Annotated in this window: 13 protein-coding genes; 4 read left to right on the top strand and 9 right to left on the bottom strand. The window is 40.6% G+C overall.

Features of this window, described 5'->3' with window-relative positions; translation table 11 throughout:
- Positions 1–5: 5 nt before the first annotated feature.
- The 3 genes from B5D47_RS05660 to B5D47_RS05650 all read left to right on the top strand — a co-directional run bounded on the left by B5D47_RS05660 (position 6) and on the right by B5D47_RS05650 (position 4,529).
- Entirely contained in the window at positions 6–473 is a 468-nt protein-coding gene (locus tag B5D47_RS05660; RefSeq protein WP_143592614.1) for a tripartite tricarboxylate transporter TctB family protein, read from the top strand.
- Between the two features lie 11 nt (positions 474–484).
- Positions 485–2,056, top strand: coding sequence for a tripartite tricarboxylate transporter permease (locus B5D47_RS05655; RefSeq protein ID WP_078930869.1), 1,572 nt, complete (start codon positions 485–487; stop codon positions 2,054–2,056).
- A gap of 166 nt (positions 2,057–2,222) precedes the next feature.
- On the top strand, positions 2,223–4,529 hold the full coding sequence (locus B5D47_RS05650; protein ID WP_078930868.1) for a pectinesterase family protein: 2,307 nt from the start codon (positions 2,223–2,225) through the stop codon (positions 4,527–4,529).
- Between the two features lie 153 nt (positions 4,530–4,682).
- Here the strand turns inward: B5D47_RS05650 and B5D47_RS05645 are convergent, their stop codons facing one another.
- From B5D47_RS05645 to B5D47_RS05630, 4 genes are all read right to left on the bottom strand, one after another.
- The gene (locus B5D47_RS05645) at positions 4,683–5,258 is read right to left on the bottom strand and encodes a hypothetical protein (protein WP_078930867.1); all 576 of its coding nucleotides are present in this window, start codon (positions 5,256–5,258) and stop codon (positions 4,683–4,685) included.
- A 492-nt stretch (positions 5,259–5,750) separates the two neighbouring features.
- The gene (locus tag B5D47_RS05640; RefSeq protein ID WP_078930866.1) at positions 5,751–5,948 is read right to left on the bottom strand and encodes a hypothetical protein; all 198 of its coding nucleotides are present in this window, start codon (positions 5,946–5,948) and stop codon (positions 5,751–5,753) included.
- A gap of 67 nt (positions 5,949–6,015) precedes the next feature.
- On the bottom strand, positions 6,016–8,199 hold the full coding sequence (locus B5D47_RS05635) for an InlB B-repeat-containing protein (protein ID WP_078930865.1): 2,184 nt from the start codon (positions 8,197–8,199) through the stop codon (positions 6,016–6,018).
- 18 nt (positions 8,200–8,217) lie between these two features.
- On the bottom strand, positions 8,218–9,123 hold the full coding sequence (locus tag B5D47_RS05630; RefSeq protein ID WP_078930864.1) for a CsgG/HfaB family protein: 906 nt from the start codon (positions 9,121–9,123) through the stop codon (positions 8,218–8,220).
- Positions 9,124–9,270: 147 nt separating this feature from the next.
- Between B5D47_RS05630 and B5D47_RS05625 the strand changes: the two genes are divergently transcribed.
- Positions 9,271–9,591, top strand: a complete 321-nt coding sequence (locus tag B5D47_RS05625) for a helix-turn-helix domain-containing protein (protein WP_143592613.1) — start codon at positions 9,271–9,273, stop codon at positions 9,589–9,591.
- An 81-nt stretch (positions 9,592–9,672) separates the two neighbouring features.
- On the opposite strand, the gene aspS is transcribed toward B5D47_RS05625, so the two are convergent.
- From aspS to B5D47_RS05600, 5 genes are all read right to left on the bottom strand, one after another.
- Positions 9,673–11,508, bottom strand: a complete 1,836-nt coding sequence (gene aspS, locus B5D47_RS05620) for an aspartate--tRNA ligase (protein WP_078930862.1) — start codon at positions 11,506–11,508, stop codon at positions 9,673–9,675.
- Between the two features lie 245 nt (positions 11,509–11,753).
- Complete coding sequence (locus B5D47_RS05615; RefSeq protein WP_159443498.1) at positions 11,754–12,059, bottom strand: helix-turn-helix domain-containing protein; 306 nt, start codon at positions 12,057–12,059, stop codon at positions 11,754–11,756.
- A 90-nt stretch (positions 12,060–12,149) separates the two neighbouring features.
- The gene (locus B5D47_RS05610) at positions 12,150–12,464 is read right to left on the bottom strand and encodes a nucleotidyltransferase family protein (RefSeq protein ID WP_078930860.1); all 315 of its coding nucleotides are present in this window, start codon (positions 12,462–12,464) and stop codon (positions 12,150–12,152) included.
- Complete coding sequence (locus tag B5D47_RS05605) at positions 12,415–12,813, bottom strand: nucleotidyltransferase family protein (RefSeq protein WP_078930859.1); 399 nt, start codon at positions 12,811–12,813, stop codon at positions 12,415–12,417. The genes B5D47_RS05610 and B5D47_RS05605 overlap by 50 nt, the downstream gene beginning before the upstream one ends.
- The gene (locus B5D47_RS05600) at positions 12,810–13,118 is read right to left on the bottom strand and encodes a DUF6788 family protein (protein WP_078930858.1); all 309 of its coding nucleotides are present in this window, start codon (positions 13,116–13,118) and stop codon (positions 12,810–12,812) included. Before B5D47_RS05600 ends, B5D47_RS05605 begins: the two co-directional genes overlap by 4 nt.
- Positions 13,119–13,230 lie beyond the last annotated feature (112 nt).

Raw genomic sequence — 13,230 nt, 5'->3', positions numbered from 1 at the left:
AAAACATGAGAATAGCCAACATTGTTTCGGCAATAATTGGAATGCTCTTCTCTTTGGCCGCATTCCTTAAAACTCTTACATTCAAAAAATTTACTAACGTTCCTGTCGGTCCGGAATTTTTTCCGCGTATTCTCTGCATTGCGCTTTTTATCTGCTGTCTGATTCTTCTTATTACAAATATTTTTAAAAAAGATGACGGCAAAAAAGCTCCTACAATCAGTCCGCTTAACAAAGACATGCAAAAATGTATTCTTGCCCTTGCGGTAATTGTCGTTTATGCACTGCTGTGGAACGTAATCGGCTTTTTGTTTGCCACGCCGCTCGCGCTTTTTGCAATGATGCTGATTCTTGGACAGAGAAATTATCTTACTATGACGATTGTCGCTGTCTGTGCAGACCTTGTGATTTTCTGCGCATTCAAATTTCTTCTTCAGATTGAAATGCCTATGGGCTTTCTTGACGGATTATTCTAGGAGGTGGAAAGATGGATTTTTCTTTAATTTCTTCAGCATTTGGACAAGTTTTCTCGCTTTCTACTATACTATATACTTTTTTAGGTGCGGCCGGCGGAATTTTGATCGGCTGTATTCCAGGTCTTACCGCAACTATGGGAATTGCGCTTCTTGTTCCGTTTACTTATGGACTTGAATTTATTCCTGGCGTTGCAATGCTTTTGGGAATTTTCTGCGGCGGAATGTACGGCGGTTCAATTTCGGCAATCTTGATTCACACTCCGGGAACTCCTTCTGCCGCGGCAACGGTTCTCGAAGGCTTTCCAATGAGCCAAAAAGGTCAGAGCGCGAGAGCTTTAACACTTTCGCTTTTTTCTTCTTTCTGCGGTGGAATTATCGGCGCAGTCATTATGACTTTTCTTTCTCCGACAATTTCTAAAATGGCTTTAAGGTTTGGACCGGCAGAATTCTTTGCACTGGCATTCTTTGGTTTGAGCGTTATTGTTTCAATTTCTGGAAAATCGATTTTAAAAGGCTTGATTACGGCAATTTTTGGACTTTTAATCTGCTGCGTTGGAATCGACAAAACCTGCGGTTACATTCGCTTTATAAATCTTCCTGGATTCTACGACGGAATTCCATTTATTCCTGCCTTAATCGGACTTTTTGCAATCAGCGAGGTTCTTGCCAATTTTGAACATCTTCTAAAAGGCAATCCGGCTCCAAAAAATATAAGCGCTTACAAAGCCGGCAATGCAATCGGAAATTATCTGCGTTCTGTAATCAAAAACGTAGTTCCAAGCAAAGAAGACTTTAAGGCAATTTGGCCGCACATGCTCAAAGGCGGTTTAATCGGAACTTTTATCGGTGCAATTCCTGGAGCAGGCGGCGATATTTCGGCATTTGTTTCGTACAGCGAAGCAAAAAGAAGTTCTAAACATCCTGAAGAATTCGGACACGGAGCACCTGAAGGAATTGCGGCTGCTGAATCTGCAAACAACGGTTGTTCTGGCGGCGCGATGATTCCAATGCTTGCGCTCGGTGTTCCTGGAGACTCTAACACGGCGGTTTTGATGGGCGCATTTATTATGCACGGATTCCAGCCGGGACCGATGATGTATGTTGAACATCTCGATGTCGTTTACGCAGTTTTTGGTGCCTTGATAGCGGCAAACCTTGCTTTCCTTATAATCGGAATGCTAGGCGTAAACCTCTTTTCTAAAGTAATCAATATCCAGCGTTACATTTTAATTCCTTGTATTCTCGTTCTTTCCCTTGTTGGTTCTTACTCAATCAACCAGAGTATGTTCGACGTTTATTTTGCAATTGCAATGGGCGTAATCGGTTACCTTATGCAAAAATATGAATTCAACCTGTCTCCGATTCTCCTTGCCCTTATTTTGGGACCAATGTCAGAATCAAACATCAGACGCTATATGCAGATTGTCGACGGTAACTTTATGCAGATTTTTACCCGCCCAATCTGTATTATTTTCTTTGCACTCGCAGTTTTCTCAATTATTGCAGCGGTTTTGAACCAAAGAAAGATTGCAAAAAGAATTGCGTCTTCTCAGGCTGATGACACAAACGGCGCAAGTGTTTAAATTAGAAGTGGAATTATAATTTTTTTTGAAAACCGATTGTCGGGTTTTTGACAGTTTTGAATATTTTTATAAACAGTTATTCGGACTGCCAAAAATCTGTCTTTCAAATTCAAAACAAAATTTAAAAATTCCAGACTTTAAGTGAATTTTAAAAACGGAGGAATTCATGTTAAAAAAATTGACTGCGGTATTGCTTACTGCAGGAGCATTCTTTTCTGCAAACGCCGCTCCTAAAGTAACAATTTCCGGAAAAGGAGCAGATGCTTCTTTCGACACAATTCAGGCGGCAATCGATTCTGTAAAAGACGACGGTGAATACACAATCAGCTTGCCAAAGGGAACTTACAAAGAAGTTCTTTATTACAACGGACCGGCAACAATCAAACTGTCTGGTCAGACAACAGAAAAATACGGAAAAGACGTAATCATTTCCGAAGCAAATGACGGCGACATCTGTCTTAACAAACGCGCAGACAGCGCACAAAAAAAACGCTGCATTATCGAATTTGAAGGAACTGGAAACCTTATTCTCGAAAATCTTACCGTTCAGAATACTTTTGAACGCGGTTCTGTAAAAGGTTCAAACACACAGGCAGAAACACTCGGCTACGACGGAAGCGGATTTGTTGCAGCTTATAACTGTTCGTTCCTTTCTCATCAGGACACATTGCGCACGACCGGAAAAACCTGGTTCTACAACTGCTATGTAGAAGGCGACACTGACTTTATCTGGATGGAATCAACAGGAAAAGTAGCCCTTTTTGAAGAATGCGAAATCAACGCGGTTTACGACGAAAAACACACTACAAAAATCGCCTATGTCGGAGCACCTCGCATGCAAATTGGTCCTACAGCAGGCAAAGGTCTTGTAATCTACAATTCAAAGCTTATAACAGACCCTCGTCAAAAAACATACTTAGGCCGTACACCGTGGAGAGCAGGCTATTACAACCAGATTGCCTACATCAACACAAAGGCAGACGGAATCGAAAAAGAAATCTGGCTGGAACAGCCATTGACCGCTCCTGGAGTTCCGCAGAATATAATCGGCTGGAAAATGGACAGCAAAACTGCAAAAAGCCTTAAACTCAACACAAAAAATCGCGCCGACATTATTCCAGAAGCAGACGTTAAAAACGAATTTAACGGTCGCAATGCAATCGTAAACCGCTATTTTGATATTTTGAGCAACAAATACAGAAAAGACAGCGACACAGAATGGGATCTCAATTCACTTGCCGCAAAATCTGGCTGGAAAGTTTCAAAAGACAAGTCTTCCGCACTTGCAAAAGGCGAACAGGACAAAAAAATAGTTTACGCATTTGACGGCACAACAGACAATTCCGCTCTAAAACTCAACGGATTTGCAAAAGAAGAAGGCAAATCTCACGTTGAGGGAAATGCCGGAGATTCAATTACAATTCCACTTTCAGCAAAGGCAATTGTAAAAGTTACAGGCTACAATCTCGGAACAGGAACTATCAAAGCTGGAAAGCAGGGACCTGTTTCTTACTATTTTAGCAACGGCACAACCGACTCAACTCTTTCAAAATCTTACGTTGTTTACGAAAATAACAGCGAACTTTCAATAACGGCAGACACAAAAACCTACATCACAAAAATCGAAATTCTGCCGGACGACAGTTTGACATTCCGCCCGGTAACAGCAATCAAGGTAAATACCTACAAAAACCGCAAACAGCTTCAGGGCAAAAAAACAATGCAGATGAGCGCAGTTTTAACACCGCAGAACCCGACAAACGACGAATACACCTGGTCAGTTTCTAACCCGGACGCAGCCGAAATCGATCCAAACGGTTACTTGACAGCAAAATCTGTAAAAGAAGACTGCGTAATCAAAGTAATTGCAACTTCAAAAGACCAGAACGGCGTAAAAGGCGAAGCAGAACTTAAAATCTTAAAACCGGAAGAAGGTGCGTTCTCGGCAATCTGGCTCAACAGCGAAGCCGCATCAACAACGCTCGAAGGAAAAAGCGACGACACTTCAGTTGCAAGCGTTTCAAAAGCAATTCCTTCAAAAGGAAACTGGGCTTACAATTCAGGCAAAATCACATCTGACATTGCAAAAGGCGCGCTCAGTTTTGGCGGTTACAGCGAACCAGTCAAAGGACGCGACAAAGTTTACATCGACTTCCCGATTACAGCAAACAGAAAAATTGAAATAACAAACATTGAAGTTTCTTACGGAAACCACGGAACAAGCAACATGGCCTGCCAGATAATGTGGCTCAAAAACGGAAACAAAGGCAACATAGCCGACGACACCGACCGCCAGGTACGCAACACAAAGAAAAGTTACCGCGCTTACCCGACAGTAATAGCCGAAAAAGGCGAAACCGTAACAATCCGCGTAATTCTTTACGGACTCAACGGCACAGGCGACATTCCAATTCCGACAGGAAAATCACCGACAATCGGAACCGTAATCATAAACGGCCGGGCAGCAAAGTAATTTTGCAAAAAAAAGAGGAGCGCATCTTCCGCACTCCTCCAGCCTTTCGCCCTTCCGCATAGCTCCATCTCAGGCTAAAAGCCTGAGACTACGGGGCTACAGTCTGGGCTAAGAATACTGTTCAAACCAAACAAAAAACAGTCTTTTTGTAAACTATTCCAAGCTATTCAAAAGATAAGCCGCAAGAAGCCTTTTCCAGCTAAAGTTTTCCAAATCACTTAAACAAGTAGATTGTGTAGATTTTTGCAACTGCTTAGGAATACTTGTACTTTGGTTTTTGCTTAATGCCTCACGGTTTTTAAGATAAATCGCTTTCCAAAAAAGTTTCATATTCGAATATTCATAAGAAGTGCCGGACTCAGAAGTTAACTCTTTAACAGAACCAAAGCTCTTAAAAAGATATTGAGTTTTGGTAAGCGCTGTAAGAAGAGAATTTGTTCCAGAACCAAGAGTTACAAGAACAGAAATAGAGCCTTCAGGAATCGATCCAATATCAGAACGCAATCCTGTCGAAGAACCATTCGGTTTAACTTCTTTAGAAGCATAATAAAAACTGACATTCAGCGTTGTGCTGGAAGTGCCGTTTTCAGAAGCGTAAGTTACAGGCATGGTGCACCAAGTATCAGAAGGTCCTGTCAAATCGTCCAAAACCTTTGAATCCTCTTCCGAGCAACCTGCAAAAAACAATCCGCAAAGCAAAACAGCCGCAAAACCAAAAATTTTATTCATAATATCTCCCAAAAAGCCAAAATAAAAATACAAAATCCGACAAAATATTCTAACAACAAAATAAAAATCAAAAAAGAGAAAATAAGATTATTTATTTCGCACCGGCTTTGAAAATCCGTAACCTCTTAAAATTTCCTCCAGAAATTCTTCTTTCCAGTTGTCTTTTTCGACAAGATGTTTTCCATTAGGCTTTATGAAAATCTGAAAATATGCCTTCTCATCATTCGAGTTTCAGATGAATTTACCAAAAAGGCATTCCCTGTAAAATTTTGAATCACCACAGACAAGACAACGGGGAAATGCCATGACTGAAAACAGCCTGATTACATTGTATTGCATAAAGGAGCGTGGCAGGAATGTTCCGCAAGTTTTTCTACAGCATTTCGGCGTTTTTGCTCCAACTTGCTGACGATGCAAAACAATGGTTTTTGCAGAGCTGTCCTGTCGTTGCAAAACTCGAATTTTGACCTATCCGTATTTTTCCTCGTAAAATCATTTTTTATTACATTTTTGACAATAATCAATTTTATAGTTTAATGATTTTGCATAGTCTTCTGCTTCTTCAAAAGTATGAAATTCTTTATATAAGCCTTGTCCAAGACCACCATGTTTTCGAACTTCATCACATGGCATCTTATGAATACAAACTCTTTTATTAGGTTTATTCTCGTAAGTTGTGTATTTTTCCATAATATTTTCCTCAAAATATATAAAAACTTCCGCGCCGCAAAACTGCGGTACGGAAATTTTTTGCGTTTTAGTCTGCGTTGCGAGCAGGACGTATGCCAATCCATCCAGTTTTTGTTGAAGCATAAGAATAATAATAAGAACCATAAGAATAACCAGAAAAATAACCATCAGTTGTTCTATCAAAAATAGTACAGTACTGAGAAGATGTATATAAACTTCCCCACTTCAAAAGTGTATACTTACCATTCCAATGCACTGGATTTGTCAATTCCCCGGTTCCCCAATCTGCGTAAAAATCAAAACACCATTCTGCAACATTTCCACTCATATCATAAAGACCAAGCACATTTGCCTTTTTTGTTCCAACTTTATGTGCTTCTTTTCCGCTGTTGCTGGCATACCATGCAACTTCTTCAATTGTGTTGCTTCCGGCATAAATATACTTGTCATGCTCGGCTTCGCTTCCGCCGCCGGCGGCAAATTCCCATTCACATTCTGTTGGCAGGCGGTAGCCGTTTTTGCTTTTATACCAGCTTAATGAGCCGTTAGTGCTGGTGTCGTCTTTCCAGACAGCGTTTCCGCGGTAGTACACTGGTTCGTAGCCTTTGTATTCGCTGTAGGCGTTGAGCCATACGCATGCCATGTCCCAGCTTATGTTTGTGGCAGGAACAAAATCTTTGTAGGCGTCGTTTGCGGCGTAGCCTTTGTCTGCTCTTGTTATGTTGTAGCCGTTGTCTTCTGCCCATCGGTAAACTTCAAGCCATAATTCGTAGGTCAGTTCGTACTGTGCAATCTGGAAGCTTGAAAGCGTGATTTTTGGTCGGTTTGTGCCGTAGTTCGGGTCGCCTAAATAGAAGTTTCCTCCAGGAACTGTTACCATTGCCGCATAGTCTTTTCCCCACTGGGCGTAAAGCGTCATATTTCTGCTTGGGGTCAGATTGGAACCAGGCGCGTAAGTTTGTCCGCTTGCGCCGTCTGTGCTGGTTGCCCATTTTGTAAAAGCATATCCGGTTTTTGTAAGATTTCCAGTATTTGCGCTTACCACAAAAGAAGAGCCTTTTTCAACCTGCACTGTTTCCGGTACACTTCCGCCTGTAGCTCCGTTTGAATTGTAGGTAATTGTGTACATTTCTGTAACCCATTTTGCAAACAGAGTTACGTCTTCTGCTGGATAAAATGGAAACGTCACTTTATTTTCATCGGTACATTCTGAATCTAAATACCAGCCGGCAAATGTTTTGTTGGTTTTGGCGGTTTCCGGGCTTGTTTCTATAAAATAGCAGGAAACCGGATTTATTGCAGAACCACCGTTTGCTTCAAATCTTACGGTGAAATTCTGTTTGTAGAATGCGTAGAGCGTTGTATCTTTTGTAATTGTCAGCGGGAAAACTGCTTTTGTGTTCAAGCTGGAATCCAAGTACCATTCGATAAATGTGAATCCTGGTTTTTCCGGCTGTTGAACGTTTTCTATAGTTCTTGTCTTAAATGAAGCAATTTCGCTTCCGCCGTTTGTTTCAAAAGTTACAAGATATGTTGGAAGCCATTTTGCATACAAAGTTATATCCTGAGTTACAGTGTATGGCGCGGCAATTTTTTCTCCGCTTAAAGAGGAAGAAATATACCAGCCGGCAAATTCATAATTTTCTTTTTCTGTGAATGGAAGTTCCTGAAGAACGCCAGTTTTAATAGAAGAAATTTCTGTTCCTCCGTTTGAATTAAAACTGACTGTATAATTTTTATTCCATTTAGCGTAAAGTGTAATATCGGCATTTAAAGAAAGCGGAAACGAAACGGCTTCTCCAGAAAAATCTGCGTTCAAATACCAGCCTGCAAAAGAGTAATCTTCTTTAAATGGTGTTATGCCGCTTTTAATTTCGTTCCCTGTAAAATCAGAAACCGATGTTCCGCCGTTTGATTCAAAGTGAACTGTGTATTTTTGATTCCACCGCGCATAAAGAACAGTATTCTTTTTTGGTTCATAAGGAAATGAAACGGCGCTTCCTTCAAAATTAGAAGTTTCGTACCAGCCAAGAAATTCGCAGTTATTTTTTGTTGTTGCCGGCTGAAAAACAATTTTGTCTGTGTTTACAGTTGAAACTCCTGTTCCGCCATTCGATTCAAAGCTGACTTCATAAATGCCGGCGGCTTTCTTGAAAAACTGGTTCTCGCAGGAAATAAATTCAATTCCAATAATAGTAATTGCTGCAAATAATGCGCATATTTTCTTTATAAAATTAAATTCTTTTTTCATAAAACTTGCTCCTTGAAATTAAAAACGTAATCCTGTGCCAAATCCAACGGCAAAAATGTACGGATACCCAAAGCGAGCCATTGGTTCTATATAAAAAGAATCAAATTCTTTTCTAAAGCCGAATCCTGCGCCAGCTTCAAAAGCCGTGTGAATATTTTCATTTGAAAAAATAATATCCGCACCGGCTGATCCTTCAATATAAAATCCTGTGGAAGGCTCTCCGCTTGGGGAAACCAAATAAACTCTCAGAACGCCCAATGGTTCAAGTGAATAAATAGAATTTTCTTTTTCAAACGCATCGTAACTTACAATAATTTTTCCGCCCAAAGAAATTTTTCTGAAAAATGAATAGTCAAAATAAATTCCTGCTGCAGGCGCAACATAAGAGATGGAATTTTTGTTTACTTCTGCGCAAATTCCGATTGATGTCTTGTAGTAATTGGCCGCGCGTCCAAGCAATTGTTCTGACTTTGAGGAACGTGAGAATTCATAAGTTTTAAAAAGAACATAAGAAGCTGTTTCCACATCCAGAAGCCGAACCTGAAGATTATATTTGTTGTCTAATTCTTTAATCTGACCAAAAACAATCGCATTTGCACCCAAACGTTTGCAAATTGAAAGAGCCGTTTCATCACTTATAAGGCCGGAAAGCTGGTAATTCAACTCGTTGTCTATTTTTCCCATATTGCTGCGGGTTACAACTTTCATTCCATTTTCTGTAACTTGCGATGTAAGCTCAGTCTGAATGTATTCCGACATTTCTTGTGTCGGCGAATTAAAATCCAGAATACATAGAATTGTTTTTGTGCTGCATATTGATGAAATATCGTTTGCAACTTTTAAAACGACAGAGTCAATTTTTTCCTGGGCAAAACAAAATGCTGAAAAGAATACTAATGTTAATGTAAGAATTATTTTTTTCATAAAACTCCCAATTTGTGCTGAATTTTTTAGGTTTTCTGTGTTTTAGCTAATAATATTATTATTCAAAACACAATTTTTTACAATATTTAAACGTTTAATGAGTTTTAGTGAATAAAACAAACCTGAATATCAATGGAAAATGTTGATATGGGAATTCGACATACTTTTATTCAAAACCTAAAGTTTTACAGAAAACAAGCCGGGCTTACACAAGAAAAACTTGCCGAAAAAATAGGAATGAGCACTGCGTATATTGGCGATATGGAAGCCCGGGAACGTTTTCCTAGTGCCGAAACCATCGATAAAATTGCAGATGCCCTGAATGTCCGTCCTTCTATACTTTTTGATGAATTTGGTTCTCCGGCCAGCATTAATGATTCATTTAAAAAAATCTACGCAAAAACTCTCCAGCATGAACTTAAGGAAAAACTTGAACAGGCCGTGGAAGATGTTTGCAAGATGATTTAGTGCAGCTCGTCTGAATATTGAATTTTTTGTGATAAAAAAAAGCGGAAATCCCAGAAGAAATTCCGCTTTCAATTTTTTTGGTTAGTCTTTTTCTACGTCGTAACAATTGATGTGCAGGTCTTTGAGCTGCTGCTCGTCAACTGCACTCGGACACTCGTCCATAGGCGAAGCCGCCAAATTGTTTTTCGGGAAGGCGATTACTTCGTGGATGCTTTCCTCGTGGCACATGAGCATTATAAGGCGGTCGAGGCCCGGGGCGATTCCTCCGTGCGGTGGCGCGCCGAACTTGAATGCCTGTACCAAGAATCCGAACGCTTTTTCTGCGCGCTCGCGGCTGTAGCCTACGATTTCAAAGATGCGTTCCTGCAGCGCCGGGTCGTTGATACGCATTGAGCCTGAGGCAAGCTCGTAGCCGTTCAGGACAAGGTCGTAAAGGTCGCCTTTTACAGAACCCGGGTCGCTTTCCAAAGTGTCCCAGTATTTTTTCTGCGGAAGCGTGAACATGTGGTGCTCTGTTTCCCAGTGGTTTTCTTCCTCGTTCCATGCAAAGTACGGGAAGTCGATAATCCATGCGAAGTGGAATTCGTCTTTCGGGTTGTAAAGGTTCAGGTCTTTTCCAAGCTGCTTGCGGACCGCTCCGAGCGCAACGCACGCTGTCTGCCATTTTTCGTCGCTTACAAACAAAAGAAGGTCGTTCTTTTCCGCTCCAAGCCTTGAGCAGATTTCCGCTTCTTTTCCGGCGAAGAACTTTGAGATTCCGCCTTCAAATTTTCCTTCCGCGTCAACCTTCATCCAGGCAAGGCCTTTAGCATGGTTGATTTTTGCAACTGCTTCAAGCGCTTCAATGTGCTTTCTTGAATATTTGTCCGCGGCGTTCTTTACAACAAGGGCTTTAAGTCCGCTTCTCTTGTGGCGCTCGATGTTCTTGTCTGCGTTTGCACCTCCTGCCTTGAATGCGTTAAAGTCGCTCAAATCCGCCATAAAAGCCGCATCCTGCATCTTCATGTCAAAGCGCAAGTCCGGCTTGTCGCTTCCGTAAAGGTCAAAAGCGTCGTCCCAGCTGATTCTGTCAAAATGAACCGGAAGCTCGTAGTTCAGGGTTTTCTTGAAAATGTGGCGCATAAGCTCTTCGGTTGTTTCCAGAACTTCCTCGCGGTTTGTAAAGCTCATTTCCATATCAATCTGGGTAAATTCCGGCTGGCGGTCTCCGCGGGCATCCTCATCGCGGTAACAGCGCGCAATCTGGAAATACTTGTCAAATCCCGAAACCATCAGAAGCTGCTTGTAAAGCTGCGGCGACTGCGGCAAAGAATAGAATTTTCCCGGATGAACACGGCTCGGAACAAGGTAGTCGCGCGCGCCTTCCGGAGTTGATTTAATAAAAGTAGGAGTCTCAATTTCCAAAAAACCCTTGGAAGTCAAAAATTCGCGTGTGGCAAAAGTTACAGCCGAACGCAAGATGATGTTGTGCTGCATAGGTTCGCGGCGCAAATCAAGATAGCGGTATTTTAGGCGCAAATCTTCGTTCGCAACAACAAGAGTTCCATCCTTCTGGCGGACTTCTTCAATGCTAAAAGGCAATTCCTGCGACGTTGTAAAGATTTCTATGTCGCAAGCTTCAACTTCAATCTCGCCGGTCGCCATGTCCTTGTTCACGTCTTTTTCAGCACGTGCGGCAACAACGCCCTCAACAGCGATACAATATTCCGACTTTAAGGAAGCGGCGATTTTTTTAACTTCGTCCGAAGCATTGTCGCCAACCATTACCTGAGTAATTCCATAGCGGTCGCGCAAACGGATAAAAACAAGTCCGCCCAAGTCGCGCGTTCGGCTGACCCAACCGTTCAATACAACTTTCTTGCCAACGTCAGCCTTAGTAAGCTCGCCGCAAGTTACAGTTCGTTTAGAATTTTCCATAAATATGCCTTTCGCGCCAAAAAAACAGCGCACATTTTAAGATTTTTCTATTTTAATGACTAAAACATTTTTGAGCAATTCAAAAACACGGGTGGTTCGGCAACAAATTGCCGACGGGCTTTTCATTTTAATGCCATCTGCTAAACTTTTTACCCGGCAACGTCTAGTTTGCTATCACCGGGCAAAAGCCATTCCGCCCATCAGCAGAACAGAAAGCACCGTCATAAAAACATCGGGCACACGCCTTACAATTTTAGCAGCGGGAATTTTCGTTTTTGTTCTTGCGTGCTGCCCGACTTCTTAAAGTCCAGTTGAAGCGCATTGCGCGGAGTCTTCAGTTCAAGCTCCCTGAGCTCATCTTTTGCCGTATCATCCAATGAATACTTTTCAGAAATTTTTTCCGTAAAATCCACAGGAATAACACGCTCGCCGTTTTCAATCGCAGAAAGATAAGAAGGAGCAATCCCCATATCCTTAGCCATTGCCGCAAGCGTCTTGTCCTTGTCAATCCTGAGCTTCTTAAGATATTTTCCGTATTCAGTCGCCGGCATATTCCAAACCCCTTGTAAAATAAAATTGCAAGTAGAAAATTTGATTTTTCCGGACAGATTCCGCATTTTATTCATAAATACAGTTTATAATTAAGGGAGAACAATTTGATTTTCTTCACACACTTGTTTTATGATTTTTAATTGCTTTACGGATAATGTTTTATAAACCTCGCTAAATTTAGTTTTGTGTTCTGTGGATTTTTCGATATGATAAAGGAGCTCTTTCACGGCGACAATATCTTTTGCCCGTTTTTCTTGAGGCTCACGATTAGGATTTGTAAGAATTTTTTGAATCACATATGCAGAAGGTTCTGGAATTATGAGCGTATATTTTTCTCCATCTGTTGCAGTTGTCTCAATTTCTCTGGCAAAATCTGAAAGAATATTTATGGCACGTAATTCCAAGAGGTTTAATATTCACCTTTCCATCAGTTCCTGCCCCAAGAACTCTTGTAAGAAATTCAAGTTCAAGAAGATCTTCTTTATAAAATCTGGAAATTCCATCAACTTCGTCATAAATATAGCCAATATTCTTTAGTTTTTGTACAACATTGATTTTTTCTTTTGGAATATTAACGTTTCTGTAAAAGAAATCCACATCACGAGTTCTTAAATTAGGCATAAAATCTGTTTTTAATAACGGCGGAAATAAATACTCAGCCCAGCTACCGATAATCATTACATGACGTAATAGACCGATTTCGTCAAATGCTTTAATTGTCTGCCAAAAAGCCTCTTCCTGCTCTTTTCTCATTTTAATGCCTTTAATAAATCCTTTTGTTCGAGTTTTAATTTTTTTATGAGTTGCTTATATTCATTCCGCTTATCTAACTGCATCTGCAATTCATCTGAATCAAACGTTTCATTTTTCCCCAAAAATTTAGAAATAACTTTGTTTCCTTCTCTGTAATTTAAATAGAAATATTCATGATTACCTATTTTTCTCTTATAAATAGACCCTTTAGGGAGATTTTCCAATTCTTTTTCATAACGAGATACTAGGCGCTGGTTTCTTTCTAGTTCATCCTGAAAAACCGCTTTTACCACATCCGATTTCATATAAACACACTTACACTACAAATATGTTAATTTTGATTATTTGTAGTGTAACTATAATTTACACTACATTTTTCAATAATTCAAGATATATGTAGTGTAAGTTTCAAAAGCT

Origin of the sequence: Treponema berlinense (genome assembly GCF_900167025.1) — a bacterium.
Classification (GTDB): Bacteria; Spirochaetota; Spirochaetia; order Treponematales; family Treponemataceae; genus Treponema_D; species Treponema_D berlinense.
Note: the sequence above shows the minus strand (reverse complement) of the source record. Positions and strands in the feature narration are given on the sequence as shown.